The following is a 19,811-nucleotide window of genomic DNA, read 5'->3' as shown; positions in this document are numbered from 1 at the left end:
TTTCCCCCTGATAAAAAACGTAGAAATTTTTGGAAACGAAAGTATATACAAAAGAGAGAGTATTTTCATTTCACCTTTCTTTAAATAAAAGCCAAATAGCCGTTCATAATGAACGACTATTTGCATCCAACTAATACTTAGAATGTTTTTCATGTTAATCTATTTTGTTTAATCCCGTTGAAGTAACTTGATAGGTTCTTTTTTTGCCCATATATTCTTGTTTATTATTCTCAAGATTAATAAGTGTAGCGCGTGTTTTTTCCTTTACTGCTTCCCCTTCTATATGGGTAAACTCAATGTAATCTCCCACTTTTACGGGCACGGTTTGGCTTTCAGCAGTTTGTTGTCTATTCCCTACTATTTCCTTATTGTACACAACACCACCATTTGAATTCTTTACTGTAATACTTGCATACGTATTATTAAAGTAAGAATGTGGTACGCCTGCTTCTAAATTCACCTGCATTTTCTCTGTTGTCCTATTATAATCTACTTTTGCGATTTCTCTATCACTATATCCTTTTAAAGACCACCCAAAATGATTTCCATCTAAAACCGTTGTTTCTGGCATTTTTTCTACTTTCTTCAAGCCTTCTTTTGTAACTTCGTACATGCCTTTTTTTCCAAAACTTTCTTGTTTACTGTTACCTACATTTATTAAAGTAGCTCTATGCACACCTTCTAGATGTGTCAGCTCAACATAATCCCCTATTTTAACTGGAACTTTTTGCGATTCAGCATTTTGTTGTTTGTTCCCATAAATATCTTTATTGTATACTACTTTTCCTGATGCATTTTGTACTTTAATACTCGCATATGTTTCATTAAAATAATGATGTGGTACGCCTGCTTTTAAATCAATTTGCATCTCTTCTGTCGACTTATTAAAATTGACTTTTGCAAACTCGAAATCACTAATTCCTTTTAGTGACCATGCAAACTGGTTTCCTTCTAAAATATTATTTTCATTAGGCATATCTGGTTTAATTGGATTAGAATCCGTACTCTTCCAAATCTCTGCTGTTAAAATTGGATATCCTAATGCAGCTACTTTTTGAATAGTATCGTTATTTGGACGTAATCCCCACTTCTCAAAGAAAGGAATCAAATTTTGTTTGGCTACTTTTGATGCTGAAATCATAAATAATTGTTTTTTATTTTCATCAGTTTGTGGAAGTTCACTTGAAGGCATGTCTCTATACAATTGATGCAATTTAGGATAGAAATCCTCTCCATATGCTAGCTGTAGTTGCCAAAGCATAACAAGCTTAACAAAAACATCACTAACTTCGTCATAATTTTTATTAGGTTGTTCTAAGTATTGAAATGCCTTAGTATAAGCACCCTCTTGTTGCAATCTAAAAGGTTGATTAGATGTAAATGCTTTTTCTACAGAAAGGCTGTATATATTATTTTGTACTTCTGTCATATTATAAAATTTCCAAGGTGATTGCTGTCTCAAATGCCCTGCCTCATGCCATGGACCCCAACCATCTTTTATAAATTTATTAATATCTAATACATATTGAATTGCATCTCCTACATATGCAGTTCGATAAGAAGTCGCATACATATAATAATCGGGAGAATGATTTTCTTCTACGTAATGAACATAATGTTTATCTACTTGTTCTTCAGATAATCCAGCTACTTTGTCTTGAATTCGAGTAGCTTCATCCATCTTTTTTAAGAGTTGTACAGGATCTGTATTAGAACCCAACAAATATTTCTTAATACGTGCAGGACTAGCCGTAATTAATACACGTTCTCCTTTTAACTCCACTGCATGTGCATTTGGATATTGGTCCAGCATGTTAATTAAATCTTGTTTCGTATGCTTTCCTAGTTCAAAGAAGGGCGTAGTCGTTCCGCCTGTTGTAATTGTTGTTCGAATGGTACCACCTTGTTGTTTATTATAAAAATAAATCATCCCCCCATTTGGAGATTGGATTGTGTTTATACCTGGTTTTAATGTAAATGATTTTATCTTAGAATCTTCTCTCCAAGAAGCATCATATGAATACGTTCCAATATATACCTGAATATCTTGATTACCTTCTACATTAATCGTTATTTGTTCATTTGGTTTTGCATATAAACCAGTTGGTTCATATGGACTAAATGCCATACTTTTTCTTTCCTGTTGTTTTATTAGCTCAACATCCCCTTTTCCTGGGACTGTAAATGTTCTATTTTCTGATTTAACTGATTTTTCACTTTGCAGTGATGTCGATAAATTTTTTTGCTGCTCCTTTTGCTCCGCAAAGACATCTGATGAAGAAATCATTCCAGTCGCAAGCATAGTTACTGTAGCAGTAGCTGCAAGTATTTTTCTAGTTTTATATTTTGAATTATTCCCCATATTATCTCCTTCATTTTTCCTTAGTACTCTTAAGGATTTTTTGTTTTCTTCTTCATGTTTTTACAATCTAAACTATTCATACTATTTAAGTTGTATCTATTACTCTATATTTTTTCATAAACATCTCCTTTTCTTTATTTATTATTGTATATAAATGTTATTTGATGACACATTAAATAACAACTTTACGATAAACTCATCGATAACAGCTTATTATGTTTTGATTCTGTATTCTAAACTTCCATCCGATTGGAGAAATATATCCAATTGGAGAAATCAGTAAATAATTTTCAACATTTAAGGGTTGGAATCTCACAAAAAATTCATAAATTTTTTTCACTTTAAAGGTCAATTCAATTGCAACTATATTTGTTTAAGCTTCCACCTTTTTTGAAAAAAAGCATCTAATTCTACTTGAATTAGATGCTTACATTTAGTCCTTAGGACAAATATTCTAAACTATTTATGTGGTTGTAAATCTTTTTTTATTACTTCCCAGAGTGAATTATCTTGAGGCACCGGTTTACCCTCTTCATCCCATTTTATTTTTCCTGTTCCCAATTCATAATTCATCCCTGTCCATGTGTCTTCACGGAATGCATAGAATGATTTATGCCAACCTTTTTGGTTGAAGATAGAAATAAGATCTTGCATGTATTGGGTAGCTCCCGGAACAGTACGGTTAATTCCAAACTCCTCTGCAATAATTCGATTAGATGATACATGATTTTTCTTAGACCATTGTTGGATTGGCTTCAAAAATTTCTCTAATCCCTGCTTATTCCACATTACAGGTTTCTCTAAGTCTCCTACTTTTACTAATCCTGGATATTGATATTCTTTATTTTTCTTTTCACCTTGACTCGTTAATTCATATGGTTCATACATATGAAATGCGTAAAGCGTTTTTTTATCCTTTACTGGTTTTAAATATTTAAAAGCCCATGGAGTAGCATATAAACCTGAATCTAAAATAATTGGTGTTTCTTGGTCTACTTCACGAATGGAATTGATTACTTTTTGATACAATCTGTTTAAATCCGCTGTCGTTCCCTTCACTTTTGCATACCATTTCTCGTAATCTTCTGTCCAAAAATCATTATATCTATTATTTTTAGCTGTTTCTGGATGTGGTTCATTTATAATATTATAACCCACCACCGCAGGATAATCTTTTAATTCCAGAGCAAGGTCCTTCCAAAATTGACTTGCTTGTTCTTGATACCTCTCTTCTTCCCATATTCTGTCGTCATTCTTGTTATTATTAAATTGGCGCCATCGATCACCAGGTAAAGATAACATTGTAAGAACAACTTTCATTCCTTGTGATTGTGCGGCATCTAAATCCGCCTTTAATTTTTCTAAATCCTCCTTTACTAATCCCTGATAGTTATCTGCATTACCTATCAGAAAATCCTTTCCAGAAGTATCTGGTTTATCCTCAAATAGAAAATCTTTATCTTTTGCCCATTTATCAGGTGCTAAACGTACATATTCAATATTAGCTTCTTTTGCACTTTTATAGTTTTCAGGTAATGACGTACTATTCATGAAATTAGTACCCTTTCTTTTCGAATCCCAAAAACTAATTTTCGAATCGCCCTTGTGGTATGTATCAGCTCTTACATTCATTTCCTGTACTCCAAAACTCATCATGCCTAATAACGCAACAATTGGCAAAATTTTTTTCACAACTTTTCCTTCTTTCTCTTTATATTTAACACACATAACATACCTTTGTTTTGTTACAGGAATATGGCAAATTTCCATAAAAGCCTTTTTAGTTTATAAGATCGCAGCGTATTCATAAAAATGAATGAGATAATTAGAACATTGCTTCATTTTCAAAGAAACAAAAAAGGAATCCTTTACGGATTCCTTTTTGCAATTCACTCTTTTTCAAATGGTACATTTTGCACCTACTTTTAGTATACCTTATAATTCCCATAAAATAAATAAGATTAACTGAAATTCACTTCAAATTGTGATAGAAAACATAATTAAGAAGCGCAGATAACTAAATATTATCCCTTTTATTAAATAAAAAAGATTAAATAATTCCCCCTCCAAACTAGGACCCCTTTACACTTTTTACAAATATTGCTATAATTAGATAAACCAAAGCATTACCCCATTAACAAAGGGACTCCATAATTGGAGTCCCTTTGTTAATTAGCTATTAAAAATGATAGCATGTGATTATTGTATAATTTCTTCCTTTTTTAGATCTGCATATTCTTCTACGAAATCCCATAAACCTTGCTTTTCGAAGTAAGAAATACTTTTTTCACTTCTTCTAAGAGTTTAATTGCTTCATCTTCATTAAGAGAACGTAAAATATTGAAATGATATACATACTCTTCATTTCCTAATTCCATACAAACTGCTAATCCTTTTTCAAATTGCTTTAAGAATATACAAGCTGGCTCTAATTCTTTTTCACAAGAAGCAACTTTCACCTCATATCCCATTAACCCAAAATACAAGGAATATAGATACTTATTTTACTTTCAAAGGCTGAAACCTTGCTGCATAACTCCTGAAAATAAAGTGAAAAGAGGTTCAAATCCATATGGATAGAACCTCTTTTCACTTTATTTCATACATATACTGATTTTTCATTTATTCATTTTGTATTGTACTTAAAAAAACAATAAATTCATCATCATTTACAGGTTTACTGTAGTAATAGCCCTGAATTAGATAACATGCATTACGTTGTAACACTGTTAATTGTTCTTTCGTTTCTACCCCTTCTGCTATGACTTTCATGTTTAAAGTATGAGCAAGTGAAATAATGGTCTGTATAATTTCACCTCCATCAGTAGAAGTTCCAATCCTATTAACAAATTCTCTTGGAATTTTCAAAGTATCAATTGGATAAAGAGGTAAATACGCTAATGAAGAATAACCTGTACCAAAATCATCAATTGATAAATGTACACCAAATGATTTTAATGCTTTTAACTTTGATAAAGTTTCTTTTTCATCTACCATGGCGATTCGCTCTGTTAATTCCAAATTAATCGAATTAGCAGGTACTCCTATCTCTTCTATGGTATATATAATGGTTTGAACAAAATCTTTCTGTTCAAACTCTATAGCTGATAAATTTATCCCCATCTTTAGATTTGAAAAGCCCGCAGAATGCCATTCTTTCAGTTGTCGACACGCTTTCTGTAACGTCCACTTTCCAATTGAAATAATCTGCGCCGTTTCTTCTGCGATAGGTATAAACTCAAACGGAGAAATCAGCCCAAGTTCTGGATGTTGCCAACGTATTAAAGCCTCTGCACCAATAACCTTACCTTCCTTACTGTCAATTTGTGGTTGATACAATAAAAACAACTCATTATTTTCAATTGCATTTGGTAAATCCTGTTCTAATCGTAATCGACGGGTTACTTTTTGAGATAATGTCTCGTCATACATACAAACAGCATTGTTACCTTTTTCCTTTGCGCTATACATAGCGATATCAGCGTGTTGTAAAAGTGTAGTAGTATTTATTCCTCCAAATGGGTACACTGCTATTCCTATACTAAGAGATAAGTAAAAACTATGCTGATTTACTACGAATGGTTCTTCAGTTATAAGAAATAGAGTTTTACACAAATTCAATAGCTGTTGCTCTGTTTGGTTATGGACAATGATTGCAAACTCATCACCACCTATTCTTGCTAGAGGAATTGTCGGTGAAAGACATGTCCTAAAACGTTTGGCAACTTCTTTTAAAACCCTGTCACCAATGGAATGGCCCAGTGTATCATTAATAGTCTTAAAGCGGTTTAAATCAATATACAGGAGCCCAAATTTATCCTGTGTTTTTTGCACACGCTTAATGGATCTATCTAATTCTTGTTGGAAGAATATACGATTTCCAATCTCCGTCACCGTATCATGGAATGCAAGGTAGTTTATCTCATCCTGTTGTTGTTTCATCCTCGTTATGTCTTTTACCATTACATAACTCCCAAAAGTTTGACCTTCTATCATAATAGGAACTATAGTGACATACCAAAACAGCATGTCCTTCTCATTGTTATTTTTCACACGCAACTGTAGTGAAGATGAACTACATCGTCTCCCTTTCTTTATAGCCGCTTCCAATTCAGATTTATCTTCATCTAAAAAAATAGAGAAGCACTCTTTCCCTATTAATACAGCACTGTCTTTTCCTAATAACATACTTCCAGCCTGGTTTATATTTAATACGATACCAGTTGAATCAATCGTTAAAATAGGATCCGGATGATACTCATATAATGACTTAAATCTTTCTTGATTTTTTACCAAATCATTAGATTTGTTTATTAAATCCCTTGTTCTTTGAGATACTGTTTGTTCTAATTGATTATTAAACACTTTTAATGTTTCAGTTAAATCTTTGTTTTGCATTCGTACGATTGTATGACGAATCAGTACAAATACAAAAGCAATACAATTTCCCGTAATCAATGTAGCTGAAGACGTTTGCTCTTTCAAAGTAAAGCCAATTAAGACTGCAACTGCAAGATAAGGGAATATGCCAAGAAGTTTCTCTCCAAATGTCGGATTAATAATAAAATAATTTCTTTTAGAAGAAGCATCCTTTGGAATTGTAGCAGCAATAGCAATAAATAATAGGAAAACTCTATACAAACACCTTAAAAATATAACTGAACGCTCTGACAAATCACCTTGTAAGTAAAAATACAAATAGTCCGTAATAGCTAATCCAGTTAATACTAGGATAAAAATATACAATTTGCTTTTTGCATTGAAAATAGCAGGTCGAAAGATTAGTGTAACTCCAAGTAATAGAAGTAATAAATCTATAATCGGAAAAATAAATGAGAGAAAAACATCTCCAATTGATAAGAATAAGATATTTGCAGAAGGTTTATTAAATAAATACCACTCTAATGTAAAAATAGCAGTAACAACAATGCATAAATCACAAAGCAAATATGCTTTCTCCCATTTATTACATTCCATCATGATTTTATAAAAGAACGCAAAGAGAAAGAAGAATAAGAAAAGCAACAAAAATACATCAGAGATATTAAAATTTTTTATTGGTAATTCTACATTAAGTACTTGAAAAGCAGATATAAAATTCCCTATCAAGAAACAACCTATCGCAATAATAATGCACACCCAGAATACTCCTAACTTAATTTTTCTGGATAATATAGAATACAGTAGTGAGATAAATACAGTAGTTTCAACAACTAAAGATGATAGTCGGATATTAAAATCTGATACGAAATAAAGACTTGGAAAAACAAATATAAATATAAAGCAAAAGCTTATATAAGCTATTAAAGCCAATATCAATACATAAAATTGCACATATGCATGTTTACGCAATGGACTCACCTTCTTGAGTTTTTTCTATACTTTTATTAAAAAAATTTCTTGATAGTGGCACAACTCCTACTAAATTTAAATGTGTGTTACCTATTATCCATATTATGACCTTTTTAAAAGATTTCTTTCTACATACAACAGTCTTGCTAACTTTTTGTAGATGTTTACAATTATCAATACTGAGGATTCCAAAAAGGATAAGCTGAAAAATGTAGTTTTTTAAGTATTTGCGCATCGTAAATTTGGCGGGTACAACTTATCTACCCTTTAAATATGAGATAGAATCTAATCCTCTATTGGATTATAGTTAGTTGCTACCTGTCACACTTAAAAAGGAATGAAAATATACTATCATTAACATAGCAATTCGAATTAGTTTACGGAACATACTGTAACTATTATAGTTACAACAAAGGTTGATGTCAATTTCATATCCTCCCTTTTTAACGGACAAAAGACATGACCTATTGAACAAAAATTTGATGTTTATAAAAAGAGAGGTAAAATTTTATCTCCTTACTCAAAGAATTATAAATGATCTAGGATTAGATGAAATTGAAGCTAATATTGCATCTCCCTAAAAAGAATGTTACTCTAAAAATAGAATTATGAAAGGAATGATGGATGAATAATGATTAACTAATTTATATTTTAAGTTGAATTTTATAACTTCAAACTACAAAATATAGGGTTAGTCTATCCATTTTTAAAATTCAGTTCATACTTTATTTGTCATGATTCAAATGATTAATAAGTACTTATTAAGTATAGACGAAAGACTAATCCTTCCGATTACAAATTGGGGGATTTTTTTATTCCCGTTTAGCTTAGTTGAAACTTACTAATTGTTAAATGTACTTCACAAATAAAGGAGCGAGAAAAATGAGTACTTCAGACACTATTGTTACACATGTAATGCTCTATATAAGTCGTTAATATCCATCAAACTTATATAGAGGAATTAAAAAATGGATGGATGTTCCGACTTTATATGAAACGTTTCGATATATAAAGGAGGAATTATTATGTCAATGATAAAGGTCCAAGACTTAACTTTTTCATACCCAGGTAGCTTTGATAATATTTTTGAAAGTGTAAACTTCCAAATAGATACGGATTGGAAGCTAGGGTTTATTGGTAGAAACGGACGAGGTAAAACGACATTCTTTAATTTATTGTTAGGGAATTATGAGTATAGCGGGAAAATCCTTGCTTCGGTAGAATTCAATTACTTCCCCTACTCTGTTTCAGATAGGAACAAATTCACTCATGAAATCCTTGAAGAAATTTGTCCCCAAGCCGCAGATTGGGAATTTCTACGTGAGATATCCTATTTAAATGTTGATGCTGAGGTCATGTACAGACCATTTAAAACATTATCAAATGGGGAACAAACAAAGGTGTTGCTTGCTGCACTGTTTTTAAATGCGGGTCAATTCCTATTAATTGATGAACCAACAAATCACTTAGATACAGATGCACGAAAGATAGTCTCTAATTATCTAAGAAAGAAAAAAGGATTTATTTTAATTTCACATGACAGAATCTTTTTAGATGGGTGCGTTGACCATATCCTATCTATTAATAGAGCAAATATTGAAATTCAAAGTGGTAACTATTCTTCTTGGAAGTTAAATTTTGATAGACAGCAAGAGCACGAGAAGGCTACAAATGAGCGTCTACAAAAAGACATAGGGAGATTAAAACAGTCTTCCAAACGATCAGCAAGTTGGTCTCATGACGTGGAAGCTTCAAAAAATGGAACGAGGAATTCAGGCTCTAAGTTGGATAAGGGGTTTGTAGGACATAAAGCAGCCAAGATGATGAAAAGAGCAAAAAACCTTGAATCAAGGCAACAAAAAGCTATTGAGGAAAAGTCAAAATTACTAAAAAATGTGGAAAAAACTGAGTCATTAAAATTGGAACAATTGCAATTTAAATCAAATGAATTGGTTACTTTGGTTGACGTGTCCGTTAAGTACAATGACCAAATTGTGAATGAGCCGATTAGCTTCATAGTTGAACAAGGTGACCGAATTGTACTTGATGGAACGAATGGGAGCGGAAAAAGTAGTATCCTAAAACTACTTCTAGGACATCCGATACAGCATACAGGCTTAGTTACTTTAGGTACAGGACTCATCATTTCCTATGTCCAACAAGATACTTCTCATTTGAAGGGGTCGCTATCAGACTTCATTGAAGAGCACAAGATTGATGAAACCTTATTTAAATCCATCCTAAGTAAGATGGACTTTGATCGAATTCAATTCGAGAAAGATATATCTCATTATTCTGGTGGACAAAAGAAAAAACTGCTTATCGCTAAAAGTTTATGTGAAAAAGCCCATATATATATATGGGACGAACCACTAAATTTTATAGATATCTATTCCCGTATGCAGATTGAAGAACTTATTCAACAATTTAATCCCACAATGGTTATTGTTGAGCATGATAAAGCATTTCAACAAACAGTTGCAACAAAAACTATATCTATGTAGCTCAAAACGAATACTTGAAAATATAATCATTAACTTGAGTCCTTGAACTATAAAAACCTTAATGACGTGTTGAAAAAAGCCTAATTTCTCTACAATACATTGAGAAATTAGGCTTTAAATAGTAATAACAGAATTCATAAATACTGAATAATTTACACGTTAGGTTTATCTGTTAATGCAGTAACAATCCTGTCCACTAAGTCTTCTGGCATCCATTCATGATTTGTATCGTTCGTTTCATTTGGCCCTAAAGAATCAATAAACTTTTTAAACTTTGGAAATAAAACAATAGAAGTGATCCAATGTATCGTATGATTTATGGAGAAGAAATGAAAAACTCCTTGCTTTTCACCCTCCTGTAATATTTCTTTTAACTGTTCAAAATTACCTATGAAATACGGTTTAATCTTTTCTAATCGTGCACTTTCCTTAATAATCTCCTCATATGCCAATGATCCAATTTCAGGGTTCTCTTTTATATGTTTAGTAAAAACCGTTAAATATTCTCTAAGGGCATCGATAGGTTTAAATTGATTCTTCTCAAGAAAATTGGGTAGCTCATTAGCAAGACCATATTTCTTAAACACCTCATAATATAGGTTTTCTTTCCCATTAAAATAGTAAGAGGCCATAGCAACATTCACTTTCGCTTCTTTTGCGATTTCTTGTATGCTCGTACCTTCGTAGCCACGCTCTCCAAATTTTTTCTTAGCAGCCTTTAAGATATTTTCCATCGTCTGCTCTCGAGATTTCCCCATTTCACACACCTCAAATAGTATATATTTCACTTCAAAAACCCAATAAGGACTTTGAATAGAGTATCTTTTTAATGAAATTTAATTATATATTTAAAGTGGTAACTTAACAACCGATGAAGTTCTGATTACTTTAAACAATATCCCCTTGCGTAGCATCAATAGTTTTCAAATACTTTACGCTCTTTTCTAATTGAGTAAAAGAATAGACAAAAAACATCTAATTTTATCTTAATTTCGTGTGCGAATAAAAACATAATAAGGACCAAAGTTTATCCATTTTATAGATAAACTTTGGTCCTTTCGTTACATTATACAGATTTAAAATAAAATGAAACTTTAATCAGCCCTCACCAATCAGGCTTTTAGGTGCAGCAGGGCCCCCACCTAACTTCTTTGCTTCCGCTGAATTTTGAGGTGAGGGGTCTTACTGCCCACAAATAGCGGGATAAACTAGTATACTCGTAGCTTGATGAGAGAATTATCCATCAATCGTCCATCATTTTCTGACTAGATCTGTTTAATCTCGATATAAGGTCCTTTAATGTTTAATTTGTTAATATCATTAGATATATTGCCTACAGTTGATTTTTCATTAAAAGTATAGACCTTTTCACCATTTACAAAGATACCCCAATTCTTATCTTCATAACTGATACCATAACCAGCATTGCTAGACGTAGCTTTGAGTTGATTTCCATTCATTGAAAGAGATAACTTCCCTTTTCCTTTGTTAAGTTTATCATTCACGCTGTTGATACTATTCATTTGTTCTTCAAGGAATTTTTGGTTATCAAGAGTAACTTGATGGTTTTTCCAGTCTAATTTATAGTGGTTCGTAAAGAATTCATTATATGTATCTTTATTATTTGTTCCCCACCATTTTGAACTTACCCACTCAATATTGTACTGATCTGAAATTCTACGATTTGTTATTTTTAAATCTGATGTAGTTTCTGTTTTATCAGCAGTAATAACCGCTACTACGTTTGGAGAAAAACCATATCCTGTTAAAGCTGGTACTGTATCTTTTGAAACAAAATTATTCGTCCCTTCATTATAACTACGTGATTTCATAAATAGTTGATTACCATAGAAAGTATTGAATGAATCACGATTATAAATTCCCCACTCTGGGAAATTAAATGATTGGAATCCTACTTTCCAATTTAATTTCTTATCTGTGTGAGTCTCTAATACCGTTTTATAATCTACTTGATCATAAGATACACTTTCTTTCCAAGCAAAGCTACCTGTGATACTTGCATCGGCATTTGGCCCTTTATCATTTACTCCTACTTTAACACTTCCACCAAGTGTATACCCTACCTCAGAAGTGACCTTTGCTGAAGTCATTGTATTAACTGGGGCAGCTTTATGGAACTGAGCACTATCACCACTTGTTATTTCTGCTTCAGTATGATAAGCTGATGGCCATTTTAAGCCTGCGTTATAGTATCCACTATTAACTGTATATTTAGCATCAATATTACTACCATCAGTGGTCACAATTGCAATCTTTTTATCTGCGTAAGGATCCTCAATAAAAGAAACCTTTATCGAATTTTTGATATTCTGCTTCATGTCATAAGTAGTTTTAAAACTATTATAGACCTTCCCACCATTTTGAAGATTTTCTACAGTTCCTTTAGAATCTGCAAATGCAGATGTTGCTTGTAAACTAAATGATCCAGACATAATAACGGACGCTACCGCAACACATTTAGCTATTTCTTTTGCTTTTTTCATACAGACAGCCACTCCTTCTTAAACATTTAAAAGATATAAATATATTATTTCTAGTTCGCAAAAATAGAGATAGATTCATAGCCATACAATATACAAATTCATTAACTTTTATGACACTAACTAAAAACACATGTTTCACTAATCTTCCTCTCACTATTATTGATAACTATTATCAATAATATTAAAACATAAAATAAAAATTTAAACAATAATTTTAAATACAAATTTAAAATTATTGTTTAAAAAAAAACAAAAAAATTATAGAATTCTTCATTTCGAGAATTACTATATTTTCAATTACTTATTACAGCCTATATTCAGATACATTATTTCCTTTCCATTCATAATAATCTAAAATTCCTTCATAAATGGCTTCTGCTGCAATTTGTCTGCCATCTTCCGTAGATAATTTACTGTAATCAATACCATTATCTATAAACGCCAGTTCCGTCAACACAGCTGGCATGTCATTTTCCCTTATTACATGAAGGTCTCCATGTTTAACTCCTCTGTCTCGTGTTTGAAGTGCCTCTACTAAACGTGTTTGAATTTTTTCTGCTAAAACACGACTTTCTTCCACATGAGGATTTGTTTTTTCGGATTTAGAAGATTTATAGTAATATGTTTCTGTCCCTTTTGCATTACCATTAAAAGCATTTGCATGTACGCTTATAAAGATATCACCCTGATTTTTCTTAGCAAATTTAACACGTTCCTGTAAAGAACTTTTTTGATCATGCCCCGGTCTATTATCAGATTGACGAGTTAATAAAACTGTAAATGGTGTATGCTTTTCAAGTAATTGTTGTAGACGTAAAGAAGTGTCTAGTACAATCTTACTTTCAGGTAATCCCTTTGTGGATTTCCCAGGATCTTCGCCACCATGTCCAGGATCAATAATGATTGTTTTGCTTTCTAATGGGTTTTGGGGACGATGTTGCATCATATCTGTTTTTGCAGTAAGTTGAGCAGCTTCAGCACGTGTTATAAATCTATTTGGTTGCCAACCGTTCTCAGTACCATTGGAAATTTTCAAACCGATTAAAATATTGGCATATTTTTCTCCCCAATGCCCTTTTAAATCTTCAAATTTAACCTGCTCATTATGATTTGCTGCGCTTTGTAGTTTATATGCATTTACTAGCATCGTAGCCATAGCAGCACGAGTTACTTTTCCGGATGGATTGAAGATTCCATTTCCCTCACCTTTAACAATACCAGCTTTTTCAGCAGCAGCAATATACGGAGTAGCCCAGTGGTTTTGTGAATCTGTAAATGATGGTTTTGCATTAGAGTCAATTTGTATACCTAAAACTTTTGTCATAATTTTTGTAGCCGAAGCTCTGTCTAATGAGTCATTTGAACCGAACGTTCCGTCTGGATAGCCATTCAATACCTGTTTATCAACTAAATAATTAACGGATTTGTCCGCCCATGCAGGAACATCTGGGAACTTATGAGTATTTGCAAATGTATTAGATGAGTAGGTTAATAGACTTCCAGCAAGAATTCCTGTAGCAATTAATTTGTATTTCAAAATGTAACACCTCTATCAAATTATTACAATTTGGTAAATATATCATTTATAATTAATCTTTAAATAATACGACCTTGAATAAAGAATAGATTAAGTTGTTTATATTAATATATATCAGATAATAAATTTAAAATCGAATTATTGCTCCAAAAATAATCCTCGGACATACACTTATAGATAAAGATTATTAAATATACTCACCAACATTGTGTAACTAGTATAGTTACTTATACATACGAGTGTCAATTAAAATAACCTTACAATTTTGTAAGATAATCACCTTAATAGTAAATCAAGTAATTATTAAATAATATAAATAGTTACTAGATATAATAAAATAACACTCTTAAATTTTGAACAAAAACTAATTGTTTTGATAGGAAAATAACTTATAACACCCACATTGTTAACAATGCTTTTGAATCCTACTTTACTCTATAATTCTCTGTTATATCCCAACGTGAATGCTCCTATAATATAGTCAATTGCTGCAATGAATATATTCCCTCAAAAAACATCTCCAGAAGCCATCGAAAGTAGCCTTTATTAATACACCTACACAATCCATCTTTTCACTCCCCTAAGACATCCTCAAATTTTACAAGGAATGAAAAAAGAAGAGGGATACCTTCCCTCTTCACTAAAAAAATTAAAAAACACCTTAATTTATATCCCCTGCCTTTTACAATCTCACGTCTATTGATAGCCCGTTTAATTCTTCAATTCTATTTTCATAGATTCATGTATTCTTCTAAAGTCTGCTTTTGTTCATATATATTTTCAGCAATATCTCCTACATAGCGAATATGCCAAGGTTCATATGCATAACCTGTAATACTTTCCTTCCCCTTAGGATAACGAATGATAAACCCTGCACGATGCGCGTTTTCTTTCAGCCATTTTCCTTCCTTCGTATTAGCAAAAGATAGCTCTAATTCATTGTTCGCACTTTTAGAAGAAACATCCATTGTTAACCCTGTTTGATGTTCGCTATGTCCTGGTTTTGCCGAGAAGCGATCCGTATGCTCTTGTCCTTTTCTTTTCACATTGTTCGCATACAGTCGTTGTTGATAGTCATAGGAACGAAATCCCGAAACAGCATTTAACTGAATCCCCTCCTGCTTTGCTAAATCAAATAACTTTTCCAGTGCTTCTGCCGCCTCTTTACGGAGGTGGCTCTTTTCTACCGTTCCACTAAATGAGAATGGTACATTTGGTACAACTAAATCCTCTGGTTTATAATCTTCGGGTAATCCATATTCCTTATTAACTACAGCCTGTATACTAGCAAAAGAACTTTCATTGTATTTTGATTGCCCTTTTCCTCTACTATCTTTCTCTTTATTTATGGAGTTTTCACGAGATTCATAGTTCGTCTTATCTGGTTCTTTACCAATAGATTGATTGGTGTAAATTATAAAAATACCTAACATCATAATTACACAACTGAAAATCCCTACTAATTTAAGTCTCATTATTCATTTCCTTCCTGCAACTCTTACTGTTTCTCGTTCATAATATCTCAACCATATCAAATTCATATTAATTTGAAGTGAACTTTTGTTCTTAACATATTTCTTAATAGAAAGACTGTATATCCTTCTATTTGTTTGACATCATTAAGATGCTCACAAATATAAATAAATTCTATGGCTACATATAGATAAAAAATCTAAAAATTTATATAACGAGATTAGAAGTGTAGCATATTATTGTTGAAGGGTCTTGGTATAATGCTAGGCATTAATGTAAAAAAAACAAATGAAGAGTTAATTATTTCATGGCAATTGGCGGAGATTACAATTCCATTACGTGATGTGATTGAGGTTACCGAAGATGCTACCTATGCTGGTGTTGAAGACGTAGATGTAATACGTATTGGAGCAGCTTATGGGACAACAGACCGTATTTTAATTAAAACAGTAAAACAAAATTATATATTATTTACTACAAATAAAGTTGCTATTTTAAATGCCATTCAGACTTAAATATAGGAGTTTTCTTGGCTAAAATGATAAAAATAAGCACATCTTGTTATAAAAACAGATGTGCTTATTTTTAATTTCTATGCATTTTTACGTTTTAAGAAAATCACTCCACCAACAATTAACAGTAATGCTCCTGCAGCCATAGAGATCCAACTTGTAAGATTAGTACCTGTTTGTGGTAACCATCCAATTTTAGATTGGATTTCTTTCTTAGGTTGTGGTTGTTCTTTTACTTGCTCGTTAGGTTGCTCTGGTGTTGGAGTATTTTCATCCGAATTCGGCTGTTCTGGTTTAGGTTGTTCCGGCTTTACCTCTTTAAATTTCACTGTTTGTCCCTTATCTTCAATTTCAGCGTGAATAGCTATTAATATATTATCTTGATACAGTTCTTCAAATACTACTACTTCTTTACCTTGTAATGCAGAAGCATTACATGTGAAATCTAGTATGATAGAACCATTCTTCTCTTTAGCAGTAAACTTAGATTCTACTGTTACCTCTTTACCATCAACTAATAATGGCTTGTTTGTTGCTTTATCCATTAGTTTACCTTTTACAACGTACTCTTTACCCACGATTAAGTCTTTGTATTCCACTTTATCTTGGATTGTTACAGATTTAGAAGCGTCTAACTCTTTAGAACCATCAGCTTTATTTGTAGCTGTCGTTTTAATAGAAGGTTCTACAAACCGAACTGTTTGACCTACATCATTAATGTCAGCATGAGTTGCAATTACTTGACCTTCATGTAATAAGTCTTCAAACACGACTACTTCTCTTCCTTGCTGTTCAGCACCAACAAAAGTAAAGTCTAATGTTACAAAACCGTTCTTTTCTTTTGCAGTAAACTTCGTTTCAGCTGTTACTTCTTTTCCATCAATTAATAATGGTTTGTTAATAGCTTTGTTCATAAGTTTACCTTTTACAGTGTACTCTTTACCTACAACTAAGTTAGTATACTCCACTTTGTCTTGAATAGTGATAGAATCCTTTGAATGAATCTCTTTTCCACCATCAGCTTTGTTTGTAGCTGTCGTTTTTACTGATGGCTTAACGAACTTAACTGTTTGACCTTTATCATTGATATCAGCATGTGTCGTAACAACTTTTCCGTCTTTCAGTAACTCTTCGAATACTACTACTTCTTTTTCTTCTAAACCAGTTGCATCAAAAGTAAAATCTAGTGTAATAAAACCATTTGCTTCTGTTGGTGTAAACTTCGTTTCAGCAGTTACTTCTTTACCATTTACAACTAATGGTTTATTAGTCTCTTTATTCATTAATTTACCTTTTACAGTGTACTCTTTACCTACTTGTAGATCTTTGTATTCCACTTTATCTTGGATTGTTACAGACTTAGACGTGTGCATTTCTTTTGTACCATCTGTTTTATCAGTAGCTGTTGTTTTTATTGAAGGAATCTTTTCATCTTTGACAATGTGTTTAATGATTTGACCATTCTCTTTAATTTCAAAAGAGAACGTTTCTTCATTTAATACATAACCTTTTGGTGCAACAGTTTCTTTATATGTGTATTTTCCAAATGGTAACTTTTCAAATTTAGCGATTCCTTTATCGTCTGTTTTTCCTTTTACTACTTCTTTTCCTGCTTCGTTATAAATCGTAAATTCTGCATTTGGAAGCTTGTTATTTCCATCAGCTACATCTACCTTTGTAATTTCTAGATCACCTTTGATAAGATGATTAACTGCCAATAACTCAATAATCTTTCCATGTTCCTTTATTTCGAACATAATTGGTTCTTTAACAAGAACATAACCATTTGGAGAAGCCTTTTCTACAAATGAATATTTACCATACGCTAAATCTTTGACGTTAATCTCACCATTTTTATCTGTTTTATATTCACCAATTACTTTTCCACTTGCATCTTTTAGCTCGAATTCTGCACCTTCTAATTTTTTACTAACATCTTCATTATCCACTTTAAGTAATTTTACACTACCTTTTACTTCTGTATTTTCCACTGTAAAAGTAAGTGTTTTATTGTGCTCTTTAATTTCAAAAGGATACTTTGTTTTATTTCCAATATATCCATTAGGTGTTTGTGTCTCTAAGAAATAATATTTACCATACGTAAGACCTTCAACGTTTGCAATTCCATTTTCTTTTGTTACTACTTTTTTCACTTCTTTACCATCTTCAGTGAAGACTGTGAATTCAACATTTGGTAAAACCTTTCCTGAATCACTAAGCTTTTTAATTTCGATGTTACCTTTTACTTTGTTATTTACTATTTGGACAGCTCCTGTTTCTCCTGTCTTAACTTCAATAGTTTGTGGTTTATCATCTGAAACATAGCCTGTTGGTGCTTTAATTTCTTTTAATGTGTAAGTACCAATTGGTAAGTTGTTTAATTCTGCTATACCATCAGCACCAGTCGTGCTTTTTCCAACTGATTCATTATTTGCATTAAAGACCTCAAATACTGCATCAGCTAAAACTTCTCCATTTTCTCCAACCTTTTTAATTTTTAAAGAACCAGCTGCTTCCCAATTTACTGCAAGATCACTACTAAGCTTTTCTTCATTTCTTTCTAATAGTACTGTAGCATTCTGAACAGTATCCGTACCACGGTAAGCAATTGCTTGAACTTTTGTTAAGTTTGCAGCAACACTTAGATTAAATTCACCTGTTTTAGTATTTTTAGGAATTTGGATACGGAATTTCTCTCCAACTGAAAGTTGATCTTTCACTTCACCATTTTCACTAACAATTTTTACTCCATTAGGTGCATTTTTTGCTACTACTTTATAAGAACCACCCTTAGCATTTGTTTGTACTGTATATAGATTTGTTTCGAAGAACTCACCTTTTAATTCTGCTTTTTGTTTTTCAACTGGGATAACATTCATATAAATATCTTGTGTATCGCCGCTATTGTTAGCAGCATTGATAATTGCCTTAGCTGCTTTTTCAACATTTTTATTCTCATGTTTCAGTTCATTTACATCAAGTTGACCTAATGCATTCCAAACTGCAAGCTGAGTTGCGTAGTGTGCCTCATTCTGATTAGCTACTCCCAACTGCTGAACACTTTTTTGCGGGAAACCGTTTAATAGGACCCTATATACTACATTATCTGTTTTCCCCATTTCAGGAAGATCTTCACCATTTGGTGATTTTAGTCCAAGAGTTAAGCAATAAGCAATTTGACCACTTGAATTTTTAATCATTTCAGTTCGAATGTGCTTTCCTAAACTATTACTATAACTCCAGTTCATTGAATATTTCTCGTGCGTCATAACCTCTGCACTAGCCCTAGGTAAAAATACATTAAGGAATAATGCCAGTACTGATAATAATGTAAAAACTCTTATAATGACTCTCTTACCCAATTTTGTAACCTCCCTAGAATAAATTAATCCGAGTATATATCGCAATATCTAAAACATTCACGATCGACCCGATTATCATTATAAAACAATAAATTACAAATATTAAATAATTTTAATGAAATAGTCAAAAAATTTACACATTTTATTATTTATCAAGTTTTTTAACGAATTTACTATATACAAATTCTAAAACACGCCTACAATT

General features: G+C 32.1%; 11 protein-coding genes. 2 read left to right on the top strand and 9 right to left on the bottom strand.

Features of this window, described 5'->3' with window-relative positions:
- Positions 1-154: 154 nt before the first annotated feature.
- The 4 genes from N2V92_RS17420 to N2V92_RS17405 form a co-directional block, all read right to left on the bottom strand.
- On the bottom strand, positions 155-2,362 hold the full coding sequence (locus N2V92_RS17420) for a M60 family metallopeptidase (RefSeq protein ID WP_016077401.1): 2,208 nt from the start codon (positions 2,360-2,362) through the stop codon (positions 155-157).
- A 459-nt stretch (positions 2,363-2,821) separates the two neighbouring features.
- Complete coding sequence (locus N2V92_RS17415) at positions 2,822-4,090, bottom strand: glycoside hydrolase family 5 protein (protein ID WP_025989072.1); 1,269 nt, start codon at positions 4,088-4,090, stop codon at positions 2,822-2,824.
- Positions 4,091-4,602: 512 nt separating this feature from the next.
- Complete coding sequence (locus N2V92_RS17410) at positions 4,603-4,833, bottom strand: hypothetical protein (RefSeq protein WP_002162674.1); 231 nt, start codon at positions 4,831-4,833, stop codon at positions 4,603-4,605.
- A gap of 151 nt (positions 4,834-4,984) precedes the next feature.
- Positions 4,985-7,714 (bottom strand): sensor domain-containing protein, encoded by a 2,730-nt coding sequence (locus N2V92_RS17405; RefSeq protein ID WP_002162673.1) that lies wholly within the window; start codon positions 7,712-7,714, stop codon positions 4,985-4,987.
- A 1,025-nt stretch (positions 7,715-8,739) separates the two neighbouring features.
- Here N2V92_RS17405 and N2V92_RS17400 point away from each other — a divergent pair.
- Entirely contained in the window at positions 8,740-10,218 is a 1,479-nt protein-coding gene (locus N2V92_RS17400) for an Lsa family ABC-F type ribosomal protection protein (protein WP_000061802.1), read from the top strand.
- A gap of 152 nt (positions 10,219-10,370) precedes the next feature.
- Here N2V92_RS17400 and hlyIIR read toward each other — a convergent pair whose 3' ends face one another.
- The 4 genes from hlyIIR to N2V92_RS17380 all read right to left on the bottom strand — a co-directional run bounded on the left by hlyIIR (position 10,371) and on the right by N2V92_RS17380 (position 15,734).
- Entirely contained in the window at positions 10,371-10,976 is a 606-nt protein-coding gene (hlyIIR, locus tag N2V92_RS17395; protein ID WP_000520485.1) for a hemolysin II regulator HlyIIR, read from the bottom strand.
- Between the two features lie 507 nt (positions 10,977-11,483).
- Positions 11,484-12,722, bottom strand: coding sequence for a hemolysin II HlyII (gene hlyII, locus N2V92_RS17390; protein ID WP_000709372.1), 1,239 nt, complete (start codon positions 12,720-12,722; stop codon positions 11,484-11,486).
- 304 nt (positions 12,723-13,026) lie between these two features.
- Complete coding sequence (locus tag N2V92_RS17385; RefSeq protein ID WP_000875666.1) at positions 13,027-14,259, bottom strand: N-acetylmuramoyl-L-alanine amidase; 1,233 nt, start codon at positions 14,257-14,259, stop codon at positions 13,027-13,029.
- A gap of 731 nt (positions 14,260-14,990) precedes the next feature.
- Entirely contained in the window at positions 14,991-15,734 is a 744-nt protein-coding gene (locus tag N2V92_RS17380) for a M15 family metallopeptidase (RefSeq protein ID WP_001237444.1), read from the bottom strand.
- 258 nt (positions 15,735-15,992) lie between these two features.
- Here N2V92_RS17380 and N2V92_RS17375 point away from each other — a divergent pair, with 258 nt between their 5' ends.
- A complete protein-coding gene (locus tag N2V92_RS17375; RefSeq protein ID WP_000900690.1) occupies positions 15,993-16,247 on the top strand; it encodes a SunI/YnzG family protein in 255 nt (84 codons plus the stop codon).
- Between the two features lie 77 nt (positions 16,248-16,324).
- On the opposite strand, the gene N2V92_RS17370 is transcribed toward N2V92_RS17375, so the two are convergent.
- Positions 16,325-19,606, bottom strand: a complete 3,282-nt coding sequence (locus N2V92_RS17370; RefSeq protein ID WP_016077400.1) for a VaFE repeat-containing surface-anchored protein — start codon at positions 19,604-19,606, stop codon at positions 16,325-16,327.
- Positions 19,607-19,811 lie beyond the last annotated feature (205 nt).

Origin of the sequence: Bacillus sp. CH_48, assembly GCF_038008465.1 — a bacterium.
GTDB classification, from domain to species: Bacteria; Bacillota; Bacilli; order Bacillales; family Bacillaceae_G; genus Bacillus_A; species Bacillus_A thuringiensis_S.
The sequence above is the reverse complement of the archived record's forward strand: the minus strand, read 5'-3'. Positions and strand labels throughout refer to the sequence as shown.

What these genes read in the sequence shown, in the direction of transcription:
- N2V92_RS17420 (WP_016077401.1), bottom strand. Translation starts at nt 2,362, where the DNA reads ATGGGGAATAATTCAAAATATAAAACTAGAAAAATACTTGCAGCTACT.
- N2V92_RS17415 (WP_025989072.1), bottom strand. Translation starts at nt 4,090, where the DNA reads ATGTGTGTTAAATATAAAGAGAAAGAAGGAAAAGTTGTGAAAAAAATT.
- N2V92_RS17410 (WP_002162674.1), bottom strand. Translation starts at nt 4,833, where the DNA reads ATGGGATATGAGGTGAAAGTTGCTTCTTGTGAAAAAGAATTAGAGCCA.
- N2V92_RS17400 (WP_000061802.1), top strand. Translation starts at nt 8,740, where the DNA reads ATGTCAATGATAAAGGTCCAAGACTTAACTTTTTCATACCCAGGTAGC.
- hlyIIR (WP_000520485.1), bottom strand. Translation starts at nt 10,976, where the DNA reads ATGGGGAAATCTCGAGAGCAGACGATGGAAAATATCTTAAAGGCTGCT.
- hlyII (WP_000709372.1), bottom strand. Translation starts at nt 12,722, where the DNA reads ATGAAAAAAGCAAAAGAAATAGCTAAATGTGTTGCGGTAGCGTCCGTT.
- N2V92_RS17380 (WP_001237444.1), bottom strand. Translation starts at nt 15,734, where the DNA reads ATGAGACTTAAATTAGTAGGGATTTTCAGTTGTGTAATTATGATGTTA.
- N2V92_RS17375 (WP_000900690.1), top strand. Translation starts at nt 15,993, where the DNA reads ATGCTAGGCATTAATGTAAAAAAAACAAATGAAGAGTTAATTATTTCA.